The 15,729-nt window shown below is 66.3% G+C and carries 16 protein-coding genes; 6 read left to right on the forward strand and 10 right to left on the reverse strand.

Going from position 1 to position 15,729, the window contains the following annotated elements; translation table 11 throughout:
• Positions 1-89 precede the first annotated feature (89 nt).
• The 5 genes from WI697_RS24675 to WI697_RS24695 form a co-directional block, all read right to left on the reverse strand.
• On the reverse strand, positions 90-1,499 hold the full coding sequence (locus WI697_RS24675; RefSeq protein ID WP_345960300.1) for an MmgE/PrpD family protein: 1,410 nt from the start codon (positions 1,497-1,499) through the stop codon (positions 90-92).
• A gap of 15 nt (positions 1,500-1,514) precedes the next feature.
• Complete coding sequence (locus WI697_RS24680; protein WP_345960301.1) at positions 1,515-2,561, reverse strand: TRAP transporter substrate-binding protein; 1,047 nt, start codon at positions 2,559-2,561, stop codon at positions 1,515-1,517.
• A gap of 65 nt (positions 2,562-2,626) precedes the next feature.
• Positions 2,627-3,910 carry a TRAP transporter large permease gene (locus WI697_RS24685; protein WP_345960302.1) on the reverse strand — a complete coding sequence of 428 codons (1,284 nt, stop codon included), beginning with the start codon at positions 3,908-3,910 and terminating at the stop codon, positions 2,627-2,629.
• Positions 3,907-4,509, reverse strand: a complete 603-nt coding sequence (locus WI697_RS24690) for a TRAP transporter small permease subunit (protein ID WP_345960303.1) — start codon at positions 4,507-4,509, stop codon at positions 3,907-3,909. The genes WI697_RS24685 and WI697_RS24690 overlap by 4 nt, the downstream gene beginning before the upstream one ends.
• A 79-nt stretch (positions 4,510-4,588) precedes the next feature.
• Complete coding sequence (locus tag WI697_RS24695; protein WP_345960304.1) at positions 4,589-5,455, reverse strand: polysaccharide deacetylase family protein; 867 nt, start codon at positions 5,453-5,455, stop codon at positions 4,589-4,591.
• Between the two features lie 203 nt (positions 5,456-5,658).
• Here WI697_RS24695 and WI697_RS24700 point away from each other — a divergent pair, with 203 nt between their 5' ends.
• On the forward strand, positions 5,659-5,952 hold the full coding sequence (locus tag WI697_RS24700; RefSeq protein WP_345960305.1) for a YciI family protein: 294 nt from the start codon (positions 5,659-5,661) through the stop codon (positions 5,950-5,952).
• A 91-nt stretch (positions 5,953-6,043) separates the two neighbouring features.
• Positions 6,044-6,772 (forward strand): UTRA domain-containing protein, encoded by a 729-nt coding sequence (locus WI697_RS24705; protein WP_062766350.1) that lies wholly within the window; start codon positions 6,044-6,046, stop codon positions 6,770-6,772.
• Here WI697_RS24705 and WI697_RS24710 read toward each other — a convergent pair.
• Both WI697_RS24710 and WI697_RS24715 read right to left on the reverse strand, forming a co-directional pair.
• Positions 6,727-8,265, reverse strand: a complete 1,539-nt coding sequence (locus WI697_RS24710) for a class I adenylate-forming enzyme family protein (RefSeq protein ID WP_345960306.1) — start codon at positions 8,263-8,265, stop codon at positions 6,727-6,729. The two genes, WI697_RS24705 and WI697_RS24710, sit on opposite strands and share 46 nt — an antisense overlap.
• A 10-nt stretch (positions 8,266-8,275) precedes the next feature.
• Positions 8,276-9,451 (reverse strand): thiolase domain-containing protein, encoded by a 1,176-nt coding sequence (locus WI697_RS24715; RefSeq protein WP_345960307.1) that lies wholly within the window; start codon positions 9,449-9,451, stop codon positions 8,276-8,278.
• 162 nt (positions 9,452-9,613) lie between these two features.
• On the opposite strand from WI697_RS24715, the gene WI697_RS24720 reads away from it, so the two are divergent.
• Entirely contained in the window at positions 9,614-10,180 is a 567-nt protein-coding gene (locus WI697_RS24720) for a LuxR C-terminal-related transcriptional regulator (protein ID WP_062766381.1), read from the forward strand.
• Here the strand turns inward: WI697_RS24720 and WI697_RS24725 are convergent.
• From WI697_RS24725 to WI697_RS24735, 3 genes are read right to left on the reverse strand one after another with little or no spacing between them, the layout of a single operon-like run.
• The gene (locus tag WI697_RS24725) at positions 10,164-10,661 is read right to left on the reverse strand and encodes an SRPBCC domain-containing protein (RefSeq protein WP_345960308.1); all 498 of its coding nucleotides are present in this window, start codon (positions 10,659-10,661) and stop codon (positions 10,164-10,166) included. The two genes, WI697_RS24720 and WI697_RS24725, sit on opposite strands and share 17 nt — an antisense overlap.
• Positions 10,658-10,999, reverse strand: a complete 342-nt coding sequence (locus WI697_RS24730; RefSeq protein ID WP_345960309.1) for an ArsR/SmtB family transcription factor — start codon at positions 10,997-10,999, stop codon at positions 10,658-10,660. Before WI697_RS24730 ends, WI697_RS24725 begins: the two co-directional genes overlap by 4 nt.
• Entirely contained in the window at positions 10,996-11,472 is a 477-nt protein-coding gene (locus tag WI697_RS24735) for a VOC family protein (RefSeq protein ID WP_062766335.1), read from the reverse strand. The genes WI697_RS24730 and WI697_RS24735 overlap by 4 nt, the downstream gene beginning before the upstream one ends.
• On the opposite strand from WI697_RS24735, the gene WI697_RS24740 reads away from it, so the two are divergent.
• From WI697_RS24740 to WI697_RS24750, 3 genes are read left to right on the forward strand one after another with little or no spacing between them, the layout of a single operon-like run.
• Positions 11,471-11,842, forward strand: a complete 372-nt coding sequence (locus WI697_RS24740) for a hypothetical protein (RefSeq protein WP_345960310.1) — start codon at positions 11,471-11,473, stop codon at positions 11,840-11,842. The two genes, WI697_RS24735 and WI697_RS24740, sit on opposite strands and share 2 nt — an antisense overlap.
• Before the next feature lie 50 nt (positions 11,843-11,892).
• On the forward strand, positions 11,893-13,086 hold the full coding sequence (locus tag WI697_RS24745) for an AAA family ATPase (RefSeq protein ID WP_345960323.1): 1,194 nt from the start codon (positions 11,893-11,895) through the stop codon (positions 13,084-13,086).
• A 3-nt stretch (positions 13,087-13,089) separates the two neighbouring features.
• The gene (locus WI697_RS24750; protein WP_345960311.1) at positions 13,090-15,591 is read left to right on the forward strand and encodes a S8 family peptidase; all 2,502 of its coding nucleotides are present in this window, start codon (positions 13,090-13,092) and stop codon (positions 15,589-15,591) included.
• Positions 15,592-15,729 lie beyond the last annotated feature (138 nt).

The following is a 15,729-nucleotide window of genomic DNA, read 5'->3' on the forward strand; positions in this document are numbered from 1 at the left end:
GACAAATTATGGTCCGAAAAACGGCGCCGTCAATGCCCGACCGCAGCATGCGGTACAAAGCCCTGCCGGCGCCGCGGGAGAGGCGGTGGTCAGCCGTCCGAAACCATCAGCTTCGCGATCTGGCCGACATCGGTGACGTCTTCGATCTCGTCGACCATGCGCTCGATTTCGGCGCGGCGGGCATCCGGCACCGGCGGCACCGCCCAGCCGCAGCAGCGGGCGAATTTGGCGCGGTTCTCGGCATCGGTCAGCGGGGCCTCGGGATGGCCATAGACCTCCGGCAGGTCGATCACCCTGGCGCGGCCCGATGTCAGGCGGACGATCACCCGCTGCGGGGCCAGCGCGTTCTGATCGGGATTGCCGTCGTCGACCACGCTGATCCGCCTGGCATAGGCATGGATTTCGGGGTCGTTCAGCACGGTGTCGCCGGCGAATTCGGGCACGTCGACCCGGCCGCGCAGCAGCAGGGTGGCGGCCACGAAAGACAGGCAGAGCTTGGCGTAATTGGCCGGCGGATTGTCCAGATCGGGCCGGCCGACCAGCCGCTTCACCAGCGGCGGCGCCTGGATCTCGACCGAGGCGATGTCGGCGGCGGTGATCCCCTCGGCCATCACCTGACGCAGCCCGTCGAGCGCGCCATGGGTCAGCCGGCCGCTGGGGAAGGGCTTGTGCGACAGCCGGGCGATCTGCCAGACCCGGCCCAGTTCGTCGGGGATGACCTCGGGCGAATACTGGCCGAGTTCGAACAGGTTGTAATAGCCGTACTGGCCGGTGAGCACGTCATGCGGCCCGTCGAATCCCGCCTCGACCAGATCGGCCGAGGTGATGGCGGCACGGGCGTTGAAGCCGATCTGCAGCGGCAGCAGGCCCGAGCCTTCGGCATGGGGTTGCAGCGTGCCGGCGCATTGCCCGTACTGGATGCCATAGGCATCGGCCATCTGGGCGGCGGTAAAGCCCGCGGCACTGCCGATGGCCGAAACCGCGCCGAAGCCGCCGGCCACCGCCGGGCGGAAGAAGCGGATCGGCGCCGTGGTGGCGGACCCCAACAGGCCCGACATGTCGACGCCGACCGCAAGCGAGGTCAGCAGCTGGCGACCGTCGACCGGCCGGCCGCGACCGCCGGATCGCTCCGCCCAGGCGAAGAAGGCCGACAGAATGGTCGCCATCGGGTGGACGACGGCGCGTTCATGCACGCAGTCATATTCCAGGCAATGGATCAGATAGGCGTTCACCATCGCGGCCGAAGGGGCGGGCAGTTTCAGCCCGCTGCCCCAGACCGTCGCCTCTTCGCCCCGGCCCCAGGCCTCTGCCGCCCTGGAAATGCGGGCGAAATGGGGGCCCGAGGTGCCGGCCAGCCCGACCCCGATGGTGTCGAGCAGGAAGGTCTTGGCCTTGGCCACGGCAAGCGGCGGCAGATGTTCGTAACGGGTGCGCGCCACATGTGTCGCGAAGGCGTCGACGATACCGGTCGGCAGGGCGGGCGGGGAGGCGACGGTCATGAGGGGCTCCGCTGATTACTTGATCTGCATGTCGACGACCTTGCCGACGGTGGCGTTCCAGTCCGCCACGCAGTCGGCACCGCAGCGCGCGGCCCATTTGGGCAGCACCGCCTCGACCAGCGCCTTGCGGCGCAGGGCCTCGTCTTCAGGCCCCGGGTCGACGCGGGTCATGCCGGCCGGCTCTCCCAGCGGGCAGGGGCCGGTGGTGTTGCAGGCGATGCCCATGGCGTCTTCGTCCATGTTCAGCTGCCACATCCGCTCGTTGGCCTTGGCGAGTTCGGTTGTGATGAAGGTCTGAACGCTGTCGGGCAGCTTCTTCCAGCCGCCGATATTGGCGGCGGTGACACCGGCGCCGTAATTGATCGGCAGGGTGTAGAGATAGCGCGCGCCCTCGTTCCACTTGGCGCTGTAGCCGCCCAGCGTGCCGGTGATCGCGCAATCGATCGTGCCCTGGGCCAGCGCCTGCTGCACCTCGCCGAAGGCCATGTCGACCGGAGAGCCGCCGAAATAGCTGACGAAATCGCCCTGCGAGGCGCCCGAGGTGCGGATGCGCTTGCCCTTCAGATCCGCCAGGCCCTTGATCTCGCTCCGGCAATAGAGGATCTGGCTCTGGAAGGACTGCATGGTCAGGATTTCGATGCCGAACTTCTTGTTCAGGGCATCGTTCAGCGCCGGGCGGAAGGCTTCGGAAACCTTGCGGAAGGTCGCCATGTCGGGCGACAGGCCGGCGAGGTCGGTGCCGTCGTTGATCGGCGCGTCACCGGCATGATGGCCGAGCTGCGCGGTGGCGATCAGCGCCTGGCCGCGGCTCAGGATCCGGAAGACCTCGGGCCCCTTCAGGCCAAGCTCGTTCCAGGGCTTGAAGTTGACCGAGATCGCCCCGCCCGAGGCCTCGGGCAGTTCCTTCGTCCAGAACGGCGCCTCGATCTGGCGGCTCTGGGTGGTGATGCCCAGATTGCCGATCACGGTGATGTCGGTCTTGGGCAGATCCCGGGCGACGGCCGCCCCGGCGGCCAGCACGAGGCAGAGCCCCGCGCCGGCGGCAATGGCTTTCCCTGTCATGGTGTCGGTTTCCGTTGTTCTTGATGGGCCTGATGCTTGACGAGAGTCGACGGCCGGGCGGATGGTCACCCGCCCTTGAAGGCCGCCGGCAGCCAGAGGGCGAGATCGGGCCAGACGATCAGCAGCACGATCATCGCCATCATGACGAAGAGGAAGGGCAGGGAGCCTGCGACCACGTCGCGGAACGGCCCGCCGCCGCGCACCGCCTGGACGATGAACAGGTTCATGCCGACGGGGGGTGTGATCAGGGCCGCTTCGATCAGGATCACGAAGACGACGCCGAACCACAGCGGATCGAACCCGGCCTGAACCACGATCGGCACGATGATCGGCGTGGTCGCGATCATCATCGACAGCGTGTCCATGAAGCAGCCGAGGATCAGATAGAGCAGCACGATCGCGCCCAGGATCATCAACGGCGACAGGTCGAGATCGGCGATCAGGCCGGTGACGGCCGTGGTCAGCCCGATATTGACCATGACGAAGTTGAGGAAATAGGCCGCGAGCACGATGAACATGACCATGGCCGTGGTGCGCGCGGTGCCTTCGAAGGCGGCGAGCAGGGTGGCGCGGTCCAGCCTGCGACGGGCAGCGGCGATGGCGAAGGCACCGAGCAGGCCCAGCGCCGCGGCTTCGGTGGGGGTGGCGAGCCCGGCATAGATCGAGCCCACGACCAGGGCGAACAGCACCAGGATCGGCAGCAGCCCCAGCAGCCCCTTGAGCGTGGGGCGGTTGCCGGTCGACCGGCCGGCGAGGGCGGGGTTGATCAGGCAGGAGACGGCGATGATGCCGGAAAACAGCGCCGCCATCAGCAGCCCCGGCAGCATGCCCGCGGCATAAAGATCGCCCACCGAGACATCGGCCAGCACGCCGTAGAGGATCATGTTGATCGAGGGCGGGATCAGGATGCCCAGCGTGCCGCCGGCCGCGAGCGAGCCCAGGAACAGCGGCGGGTTGTAGCCCAGCCGGTTCATGTTGGGCACAGCCAGCGTGCTGATCGTCGCCGCGGTCGCGACCGACGAGCCGGAGGTGGCGGCGAACAGCGCGCAGGAGGCGATGTTGGTGTGCATGATGCCGCCGGGCACGCGGCTGACATAGGGGTCGATGCCGTCATAGGTTTCGGCCGCCACGCCCGAGCGCAGCAGCAGTTCACCCATCAGGATGAACATCGGCACCGAGGTCAGCAGAAAATCGGTCGAGGCCCCCCACATGATGTCGCCGAGCGCCGGCAGCGGCGACAGGAAGCCGTAGAGATCGCCCAGGATCACCGCCAGGATGCCGAGCGCCACGCCGACCGGCAGGCCCAGCGCCAGAAGGATCAGAAGGGAACCGCCTGCGACGCCGATCATCCTGCGGCCTCCATCTGAAGTTTGCCGGATCCGGCGCCCGCGTCATGGGCAAGGTCGGCGACCTCGGTGCCTTCGCCGCCGAAATCCGGCAGGCCCACGATGCGGCCGACCTCGGCATCGCGGCCGCGGACCAGGGCGACAAGGGCCAGCACCGCAAGCGCCAGGGCGATGAGCGCGAACCAGGTCATGCCGACCGCCCAGATCGCCTGCGGGATCCATTGTTGCAGCCCGAGGGGGGAATTGGAGATGGCGCCCAGCTCAGCACTCTGAACGGTCAGGTCCCAGGCATACCAGGCGATGGCACCGGCCACCGGTACGGTGGCGAGGATGGCGAAGACGTCCATCAGCGACCGCAGCCGCCCGCGGGTCAGCTTGACCAGCGGGTCGATACGGATATGGGCACGTTCGACCAGCGCGAAAGAGAGCCCGAAGGCGACCGTGGCGCCGAACAGATAGCGCGAGATTTCAAAGCTGTAGAAGGGGCTGGTCGACCAGATGTTGCGGGCGATCACGTCGCCGGCGATCAGCAGACCGGCCGCCAGGACCAGGATGCCGGCGATCCAGGCGGACCAGCGCGACAGTCGGATGATGAGGGTCATGAGGGCCGGCCTCCTTCGGCTTGGCCGCGCATGCGGCCGATGGCTGCGGGGGCGAAGCGGGTGACCGTGGCGGCCGGCCTCAGACCGGCGGCGGAACCTCGGCGGCGAAGTGGCGGGCCATGTCGAGCCGGCTGGTCACCCAGACATCGGGGCGGCTCGCCACATGGGCCATGAAGCGGTCGAGCGCCCATATCCGGCCCGGGCGGCCGATGATGCGCAGATGCAGGCCCAGCGACATCATCCGCGGTGCGTCCGCACCTTCCTCGTACAGCTGCTCGAAAGTGGCGATCGCATAGTCCAGCCACTGCTGCGGGGTATAGCCCGGCGCCAGCCAGAACTTCATGTCGTTGGTGTCCAGCGCATAGGGCATGATCACGATCGGCTTGGGGCCCCGGGCGGTTTCCACCACATCCCAGCGCGGCACGTCGTCGCTGTAATCGTCCATGTGATAGACGAAGCCTTCCTCGGCCAGCGTCTTGCGCAGGAAGGGCGTGTGCATGTAGCGCGACAGCCAGCCATGGGGGCGGGTGCCGGTGGTGGCCTCGATGCTGGCGATCGCCTTTTTCACGAAGTCCCGCTCGCGCTCTTCGCCATAGCTGAACTGGTGGATCCAGCGCCAGCCATGCGAACAGGCCTCGTGGCCACCCTTTGCGATCGCCTTCGCCAGTTCCGGTGCCTGTTCCAGCGCGGTGGCGGCGGCCGTGAAGGTCACCTTGAAGCCGTAGCGGTCCAGCAGCTTCAGCACCCGCGGGGCACCGGCGCGGATGCCGTAGTCGTAATTGCTTTCGTTGCCGTAATTCCGGATCGGAATCTTCAGCGATACGCCCAGCTCGTCGACCGGCTCGGGGCCCTTGTCGCCGCGCGCGATCGACATCTCCGCACCCTCTTCGACGTTCACGACGATCGACATCGCGAGCCGCGCGCCGTTCGGCCAACGGAAGCTCATCCCAGATCCCCTGCATGTGTTATTTGTCCGGACAACTCTCAGGCCGTGACGGCATGATGTCAACCGATTGTTTGCACGCCGCAGCACGCCCCGCCACAATCGGCGGCCGGAAACCGCTGCACCTCGCGCGGGGGTGAAGCCAGCCCGCGCAACCACACGCAACGGGCGGTGACCGGGAACCGCAAAGACCAGGAGGCGCGCCGATGTATATTCTGTTGTTGACCTATACGGCCCCGCTCGAGGCGGTGGATGCCGAGCTGGAGGCGCATAAGGCCTGGGTGGGCGAGCATTTCGCCACCGGCGCCTTCGTGCTGGCCGGCCGGCGGGTGCCGCGCAGCGGCGGCTTCATCCTGGCGACCGGCATCGGGCGGGAAGAGCTGGACCGGATCATCGCCGCCGATCCATTCGTGACCGCGGGCGTTGCGGTCTACGACGTTTACGAGGTGGCGCCGACCAGGGCGGCCGATGCGCTGAAGGGCCTGCTGCCGGCCGGTTGATCCGACCATCTTGCCGCGGCGGGGCAATTGTCTATGCTTATTCCGATCCCGCGGCGCCGGCCGCGGGCCACCGGTTTCGGGATGCCCCGCCGTGCCAGACGCGCCCGCCGCCTCGCTCCATCAGCGCATCTATGGCGACATAGAGGGCGGCATTCTGGGCGGCCGGCTGAAGCCGGGGGATCGCATCCCCTCTGAACACGAGCTGATGGAGGTCTATGGCTGCTCGCGCATGACCGTGAGCAAGGCCCTGACCGCACTGGCGGCGGCCGGGCTGATCGAGCGGCGACGCCGCGCCGGATCCTTCGTCACCCGCCCGCGGATCGAGCGCACGGTGATGGAGATCCAGGATTTCGCGGTGGAGGCGGCGCGCGCCGGCCGCAGCTACGCCTATGAACAGCTGTCGCGCGAGGTGCTGCGCCTGCCCGAAGCCCAGGGCAGTGCCTTCCCGGTGCCGGCCGGCACCGAGGTGTTGCGGATGGAAGGGCTGCACCGGATCGACGGGGTGGCGGTGGCGCTGGAACGGCGGCTGGTGATGCTGGATGCCGTGCCGGCGGCGCGGGGCATGGATTTCTCCGCCACGGCCCCCGGCCGCTGGCTGTTGCAGCAGGTGCCGTGGTCGGATGCCGTGCATGTGATCGGCGCGGGCCTTGCCGACGCGCCGACCGCACGGCTGCTCAACCTGGATCGCGGCGATGCGCTGCTGATCCTGGATCGCGAAACCCGGCAGGGGGCGCGGACCATCACCCAGGTCCGCCTGTTCCACCCCGCCGGGCTTTACCGGTTCGTCGGCCGGTTCAGCCCGGGCACCGCCGGCGGCTGATCGGCCGCCATCGCCCTGAGCTCGGTTTTCAGCACCTTGCCGTAATTGTTCTTGGGCAGGGCATCGACGAAGACATAGCGCTTCGGCCGCTTGAAGGCGGCGATCTGCTGCCGGCACCAGAGGTCGAGCGTGGCGGCATCTGCGGCGTCGGTGCCGGCGGTCACCACGAAGGCCACCACCCGCTCGCCCCAGTCGTCGTCATGCTCGCCGATCACCGCCACCTCGAACACGGCGGGGTGCAGCAGCAGGGCCTCTTCCACCTCGCGCGGGTAGATATTGGTGCCGCCCGAGATGATGACGTCCTTGGACCGGTCGGTGAGGTGCAGGAAGCCCTCGGCATCCAGATGGCCCAGATCGCCGGTGTGCAGCCAGCCATCCTTCAGGGTTTCGGCCGTCGCCTCGGGGCGGTTCCAGTAGCCGCGCATGACCGTGGGGCCCTCGACGCAGATCTCGCCGGTCTCTCCCGGCGCCAGCTCCCGGCCATCGGCATCGCGGATGCTGACCGCGACGGCGCCATGGGCGAAGCCGACCGAGGCGCGCCTGGCCTGCCAGTTCGGATGGCTGCGGTCGGCGACCAGCGCCCGGGGCAGGACCGAGATGGTCATCGGCGATTCGCCCTGGCCGTAGATCTGCACGAAGCGCGGCCCGAAGGCCGCCACCGCCTCGTCGATATCGGCCGCATACATCGGGCCGCCGCCATAGATGATCGTGCGGATGCCGCTGCCGTCATAGCCGGCGGCGCGGGCGGCGGTGACCAGCCGCTTGACCATGGTGGGGGCGGCGAAGAACACCAGATCGCCATGGCTGCGGGCCAGCGCCATGATCTCGGCCGGATCGAAGCCATGCGAGGCCGGCACCAGATGTGCGCCACCCGCACGGATCTGCGCAAACATATAGAGCCCCGCGCCGTGCGACATGGGTGCCGCATAAAGCATGTGGTCGCCGGCCCGTGGCTGATCGACGTCGAGCGCATAGCACAGCGTCATCTGGCGGAGATTGTCGTGGGTGAGCATCACCCCCTTGGGCCGACCGGTGGTGCCCGAGGTGTAGAACAGCCAGGCCAGATCGTTCCGGTCGCAGGCGACCGGTGCCGTGCGTGGGCCGCCCGTCGGCACCGGTGCGCCGAGGGCGAGTTCGGTGAGGCCCGGGCAGGCGCCCAGCACCTCGCCCGTGTCGGTGAAGGCGAGTTTCGCGCCGGAATCCCGGACGATCCAGGCGGCCTCGGCCGGGTGGAGCTTGCCGTTGATCGGCACCGCGACGGCGCCGATCCACCAGCAGGCATGCAGGGTTTCAAGATAGGCGGCCGCATTCTTGGCGAAGATCGCCACGCGGTCGCCCTTGACGATGCCGTGCACCCGGGCCAGGTGGCGGGCGCGGTCCGATACCGCGCCCGCCAGGCCGTCATAGCTCTGGTGCAGGCGATCGCCTTCGAACACCGCCGGCCGGTCGGGCCAGCAGAGGGCGGTCTGGTGGAGCCAGCTTGCGATGTTCATGCGGCTGCACTCAGGCCCGGTCGGCCTGCAGGATGGTGGCGTAATTGGCGACCGCCGCCCCGCCCATGTTGAAGGTGAGGCCCCATTCGGCGCCGGCCCGCTGCATCTCGCCGGCCTGGCCGGTGAGCTGACGGAAGCCCAGCGCCAGCATCGAGACACCGGTGGCGCCCACCGGATGGCCCTTGGCCTTGAGCCCGCCCGAAAGGTTGACCGGCAGCCTGCCGTCGGCGAAGACGGTGCCGTCTTCCAGCGCCCGCGCACCCTGGCCCTGGGGTGCCAGGCCCATGGCTTCATAGATCAGCAGTTCGGCGATGGTGAAGCAGTCATGGACCTCGGCGAAGTCCAGCTGCTCCAGGCCGATGCCGGCGGCGGCATAGGCGGCGCGGATCGCACGGGCCGGGCCCTCGAAGGCGATCAGGTCGCGCCCGGCCATCGGCAGGGTGTCCGAGACCTGCTCGGCGGCGGCGATGCGCACCCGCCGGGCGGCCGAGGCGGCATTGCCCTGCTCGCTGCTGAGCACGATCGCAGCCGCACCGTCGGTGACCAGAGAGCAGTCGCTGAGCCGGAGCGGCGGGGCGATCAGCTGGTTGCGCTCGCTCACCTCGCGGCAGAATTCGTAAGGCAGCGGCTTGTGCATCTGGGCCAGCGGGTTGGCCATGGCATTGGCATGGTTCTTCGCCGCGATCCGGGCCATGGCGTCCAGCGGGTCGCCATGGCGATCGGCATAGGCGCGGGCGGCGATGCCGAAGACCTGCGGGAAGCTGAGGGCGGCCTCTTCCGGGTCGTTCTGATAGCCGGCACCGGCGAGAGCCCGGGTGACGTCTTCAGTGGTGCGGTGGGTCATCTTTTCGGCGCCGACCACCAGCACGTTGCGGGCCTTGCCGGCGGCGATGCGCATCATGCCGGCCTGAAAGGCCGCCGCACCCGAGGCGCAGGCATTCTCGCAGCGCGAGGCGGGGGTGAAGCGCAGGGCAGGATCGGCACCCTTGACCAGCGACGAGGCGAAGCCGTCGGACACCAGGCCCGAATTGAAATGGCCCAGATAGATCGCATCGATCTCGGCCGGATCGATACCGGCCTCGTCGATCGCCTCACGCGCGGCTTCGACGATCAGCTCTTCCAGGGTCTGGGACAGGCGGCCGAAACGGGTATGGCCGCTGCCGGTGATGTAGATCTGCGGGTCCATGGGCGCTCTCCGCGTTCATTGTCTGACGGCTGCCATTATATGACAGACATCATTATTATTCGACAGCCGTGATGGGCCTGCCTCGCCCAACAGGTAAAGCTTTGCAGCGCGCCCGACAATCAGGGGATATACGTAGAAGGCTACGTAAGCGGGAGGATGGCGATGCAGCCGGAGGATCTGTCGACCGAAGGGCTGGAACTGGCCGGCTTCATGAACGCGCCGGTCGGCATCATGGTGCTGTCGCACCGCCGGATCCTGCGGGTGAACGCCGAGATCGAGGCGATCTTCGGCTGGCGCCGCACCGAGCTGGAGGGCCGGTCGGTGCGCATGCTCTACCCGTCGAGCGTCGATTACGAAAAGACCGGCGCCCGCTGGCATCGCTGGCTGGAGAACAGCCCCCGCTACGAGGACGAGCGGTTCATGCAGTGCAAAAGCGGCGAAATCATCTGGACCCGCGCCCGTGGCCGCACGCTCACCCCCGACGACCCGTTCCGCCTGATCGTCTGGACCTTCGACCGGCTTGAAGACCGGGCGCCGGGCTCGGCCGCGCTCACCCCGCGCGAACGCGAGGTGACCCGCTATGTGGTCAACGGCCTGACCAGCAAACAGATCGCCCAGGCGCTGGCCATCTCGCCACGCACGGTGGAGGTGCATCGCAGCGCGATCATGCGCAAGCTGGGCGTCGCCAACACTGCCGAGCTGATCGCCAAGGTCATCGTCGAGCGCTGACCGCCGCCAGCCCCGCCAGCTGCCGCCGCCAGAAGCTGCCATGGCGGTGCAGAAATATGCCGTCGGGGAAATGGTGACGGGCAGCATGGCTGATCGGGATCGCATCCCAGCCCAGATGTTCCACCGTCACCCTTGTGCCGTCCTCGACCGGGTCGAAGGCGACAGACACGCGGGTTTCCTGGTCGGCGGCGAAACTCGCCTGGCGCCAGGTCAGGGCCAGGCGGCCGGCTGTGCCCGGTGCGGGCGGGGCTTCCCAGGTCAGGATGCGACCGATCTCGAACCGGCCGCCATCGGGTTTTTCTTCGATCAACCGCCCCTCCGGCCCCTTCGGATCGAAGGTGAGCCGGCCGGGCGGGCCGGGGGTGAAGGCGAACAGCCCGTCCGCCTGCCACCAGAGGCCGATCTCGTCGGTGAAGGCGCGGAAGAACCGCGGCGTGGGTGCCGCGATGCGCAGCGCGACCAGGATTTTCGAGCCGGTCATTCTTCCGTCGCCTCCGCCTCCAGATGCGCCTTCAGGGCCAGCAGCTGGTGCGACCACATCCGCTCGGTCTCGTCGACCCAGGATTTGAGCGCCGAGAAGGGTTCGGGACGCAGCCGGTAGATCCGCACCCGGGCATCGAAATCGGGATGGCTTTCCTCGATCAGCCCCGCCCGACGCAGCGCCTTCAGGTGGCGGCTGGCCGCGGGCGGGCTGAGGCCGATGGCCTCGGCCAGCTCTCCCGCCCGCTGCGGGCGGGCGCGCAACAGCTCCACCACCTGCCGGCGATGCGGGTCGGCGAGGGCCGCAAGAACGGTGTCGAGAGAGGCGACGGCCGTCATTCGGGACCGGTCTCGAACCAGCCGTCGATCTTCAGCCCGCTCGCCGCCTCGGCCTCGGTGCGGCCGACGACGGCCACGGTCTGGCCGAAGCTCCAGACATGCCCCTCGGGGTCGCGGGCGCAATAGGTGAGATCGCCATAGAACTGCCGCTCCAGCGGCCGGGTGATCACCGCACCCGCCTTGACCGCCCGGTCGTGATGCGCCTCGATCCCGTCTTTCAGCTGAACATGCACGGTCTGGGTATTGCGCCCGCCGGTCTGGCGGGGGCTGGCGACGCCATCGGTCCAGATGGGGCCGATCATGACGTAGCCGTCGCCGAAGCTCATCTCGGAATGGGCGAGATTGCCGTCGGTATCGGTGACGACCAGGCTGCGCTCGAAGCCGAAGGCGGCCTCCAGCCAGTCGAGGGCGGCGAAGGGGTCTTCATAGAACACGGCGGACCCGAAGGTCGGCCGGCGGAAGGGGTCGTCCATGGCGGTCACTCCCTATCAGTTTCTGGTAATATTTAACGATAGGGTGAATTATATCGTCAAGGGGATTTTGAGGAGTCATCTGACGTTCACGGGTGTGGAGGATGATCTGCTGGCGCCGCTTGCGATGAAGGCTAGTGAAGGATGTCCAGACCACCATCGACTTCGCGGGAAGCCCCCTTTTACGCCGCAGGCGTCACGCTCCTCATCCGGCGGATCGCCAGTGCAGGGTGAGTTTCGATTCGGGCTCTCAACAACCGATGAGACTCGCCATGCATCAGAGTTAGCGCAAAGCGCATCGAATTTCTATGGATCTGCAACGATGATGTTCCGTGGCGCACTAAATCCTCTTGAATTGCAACATTCTGCGTGATATACGCATCGAACATAAGTTTTTCGCAACGAACCTCCGGGATGACGCAAGTGGATCACTTCTCAATTATCCAGGCCTTGTGCCGATCTGCGATGGCAGACCCATCCCCTGCGGTTCGCAAGCAGGTTGAACGGTTGCGCGTCGCTCTTGAGAAGGAAGGGAACGAGAAACAGGCAGCCTCGATCGCGGGCATCCTGGCAACGGCACAACGAGCTAAGGAAGTGGCCCCGAGCCGTATCGAACGGTCACGCGCTCAATTGACCGGCGAAACGCTCGGCCCTAACACGCCGGTGCCCGTTGATCGCGAAACCGCAGCCTCCCTGGCCCAGATTATGTTCCCAAACGATATTGCGTCGCGCCCACCCCTGTTCAATCCGACCGTGACCCAGGCAGTTGGAACGATCATCGAAGAGTGGGCAAACTTCGATGCCTTCGCCGACATCGGCATCGCGCCGTCCAAGACCTGCCTGATCTATGGCGCGCCGGGGACCGGTAAGACACGGCTTGCGCTTTGGATCGCGCGCGAGCTGAGCCTGCCCGTCGTGCTGGTTAAGCTCGATGGCTTGGTGTCATCCTTCCTCGGGACGACGGCACGCAACATCGGGAACCTGTTCGCTTTCGCCAACCGCTATCGCTGCGTGCTGCTGCTTGACGAGTTCGATGCGATCGCGAAGGTTCGCGACGACCCGCAGGAGGTCGGCGAGATCAAGCGCGTCGTGAACGCCCTGCTCCAGAACCTCGACTCGCGCCGCGACGTCGGATTCACGATCGGCATCACCAACCATCCGAAGCTGCTTGACCCCGCCGTCTGGCGGCGGTTCGAGGTGCAACTCGAGATCCCGAAGCCAGACTTTGAGATGCGCAAGGCGATCGCCTCGCATTTCATGCCTCCTATCATCGCACCTGATAGTCATCTGCGTCTGATCGCTTGGTTCACCGAAGGATCCACGGGTGCGGAGATCGAATCGCTCGTCCGCACCTATAAGAAGGCGATGGCCGTGCGCGAATCAGAGCGCCTCGACCTGCTCGGCACCCTCCGACAGTTCGCAACGCTCAACGCCGCGCGCGTGCAGAGCGAGCGCCGCGCCTTGCTATTCGAAGAGCCGACCACCCTGTTCCGTGCAATGCGCGATGATCCTATGCTCGGCTTCTCGATGACTGACATTGGAGAGATCGCTGGCAAGGACAAATCCACTGTCAGTCGCCAGCTCGGCAAGGCACTCAAGCACGACGAGGAGCGCTAAGCGATGGCAAGTCCGGTTCAAATCGTGCTCAATCCCGAGAACTACGAGGAAGCCCGGGAGGCTGGCGGTGGGGGTGGGCGCAAAGATTTCTTCGCTCACAAAGATCGAGAATTTGTCGCGCATCGGGCCGCCCTCATCAGCGAAATCGACTCCATCTCCGGTATTCTTTCCGCTCAAGCGCAGGGACCTGTTGGCTTTGCCAAGGTAATTCTCCGTCGTGAAGCTTGGGCAAAAAGCCATCGACCGGTGGCGACGCTGTTCCGCCCAGATCGCGTGCCAGTCGTTGGAGGCGGCGATCTCGGCGTCATGATCGTCGAAGTGCAGCCCAACACGCTTCAGCAGGTCGCGGCCGAAATGCAGAAGGCCGAAACTCACACTGAGATGCGTTTTGATCCCAAACGGGAGAAGGAAATCCCCTATCCCTCAAGCCGAAAGAGCGAGACAGGCGCGATCGAGCGCATCGAACTTTACGGCGCTGCCGACCGCCGCCGCTTCTCGGTCGAAGAGGCAGTCGCGTGGCTGTCCAATCCGATGACCGGTAGCGGCTATGAGGTCGAACTGTTCTATGCGGTTCCGCCTCGCGGCGATTGGGACCGGCTCGACACAGCCCATCGGAGGCTCGTCGAGTCTTTCCTTACCGGCTTCCGCGAACTCGGCTTTGGCGTATCGGTCGAACGCCTGTCGTATCTGCGTCGGCACCAGCCATTGCTTTCAGTGCGGGTCGACGAAGGCGCAGATGGCGCAGTCTTCTTGCTTCTCGATGGACCAGCAGGCGAACGCCGCAAGGTCCTTGCACCGTTTAGCGCTGATATCGACCGGCACATTCGGCTGCTGGCCTTCCTTGACAAACATCCCCTTGTTCGACGCATCGGACTGCCCGGCATCGTTGTCCGTTCGATGCCGCAGGCAGGTGAGGCTAGAGCCCGCCCCGCAGGCGTGACAATGCCGCTGCGCGACACACGGCGCAGCCATCCGCGCCTGGGCGTTATTGATGGCGGCATCAGCGAGGTGCTATCGGACTGGGTGATCGACCGGTGGGACATCCTCGCCAACGAGGACATGAACTATGACCACGGCACTTTCATCGGTGGGCTCGCGGTCGCCGGCGCTAGCCTGAATGGCTCGGAAAACTGCCCGGAAGCCGACGGCGCCGAATTGGTGGATATCGCGATATTCCCAAACGAAGCCAGTGGCTCTTTCGCAACCTACTATTCCGGCGGCCTTCCGCAGTTCTTTGACGAAATGGAGTCGGCTGTGACCGACGCGCGTGCACGCCACGACGTCCGCGTCTTCAACATGAGCCTCAACATCCTTCAGCCCGCTGCTCCTGACGCCTATAGCGCCCACGCCGTGCGGCTAGACCGGATCGCGGAGGACAATAATGCAGTGATCATCATGTCGGCCGGCAACACCCGGCCACAGGACTTGCGGTCGGAATGGTCGACCGATCCTGCAACCTCGCTCTCTGGGCTCGCTTTGGCCCGCAACGATGGACTTCTGACGCCCGCGGAAAGCGCTCGGAACGTCGCGGTCGCAGCAGTGAACCCTATCGGACATGACGGCTGCGTGGCGCGCGCGCCGGCTCGTTACAGTCGACGTGGTCCAGGGCTGCGCTCGGGCGTGAAGCCCGATCTTGCCCATATCGGCGGTTCGGGCACGCGGCACCCCGTTCTTGGCCACGGTCTGTTCTCGGTGTTGCCCGATGGCACAATCGTCGATGGTTGTGGCACCAGCTATGCAGCGCCGCTGGTCGCCAAGACCGCCGCGGCACTCGATCATGCCATCGAAGGCGAAGTTTCGCGTGAGACGTTGATTGGACTCCTCGTTCACAGCGCAAGATTGCCAGAGCCGCTTGCGCACAAGTTGTTGGCGCCTGTCGCTCGTGATCTCGTCGGGTTCGGTATACCGCCGTCGGCGGATCGCATTATGGAGACTGGCGATCACGCGATTACCCTGGTGTTCGCTTCGCGGATTCAACAGGGCCAGCAGATCAACTTCCGTTTCCCATGGCCGGCATCGCTCGTGAGCCCGGGCGGCAAATGCCGTGGCCATGCGCGATTGACCCTGGTCGCTACGCCGCCGCTCGATCCGCGTTTCGGTGCCGAGTTCGTCCGTGTGAACGTTAACGCCGCCCTACAGCAGGAACAGGACGGTGGCCGCTGGAAGGGCCGGCTCGATCCTCTCTACCTTCCCTCGAAACGGGAGTCGCCCGCCGTCGAGGCCGAACTGATTGAGCATGATCTGAAGTGGAGCCCGGTGAAGGTCTATGAGAAGACCTTCCCGCAGGGCGTGGGCCCGTCCTCAAACTGGCGCCTGTTCATCGACTATCTGACCCGCACCGGCGAAGTGATGCCCGAGGGCGGTGTGCCGTTCACGGCGATCATCACCATTAGCGACCCCGACGGCGAGAAGCCCGTCTTCAACGACATGCGCCAGAATCTCCAGTCACTTGGCACCACCATCGCGGATATCCGAACGGCTGCCCGCGTCACCTCGCGCGTTTAGAGATAAAACATCATAGGCGATATCGATTGGGACAATCTGCCGCCCCTCCACAGGGCCGACAAGCCTACAAGTGTGTGTACAAGGCGTTGCCAACGACGATGTGGCGTCGCGCTCGGCACGGTGCTCGGATGACCTTTG

It is taken from the genome of Tistrella mobilis, assembly GCF_039634785.1.
GTDB lineage: Bacteria > Pseudomonadota > Alphaproteobacteria > Tistrellales > Tistrellaceae > Tistrella > Tistrella mobilis.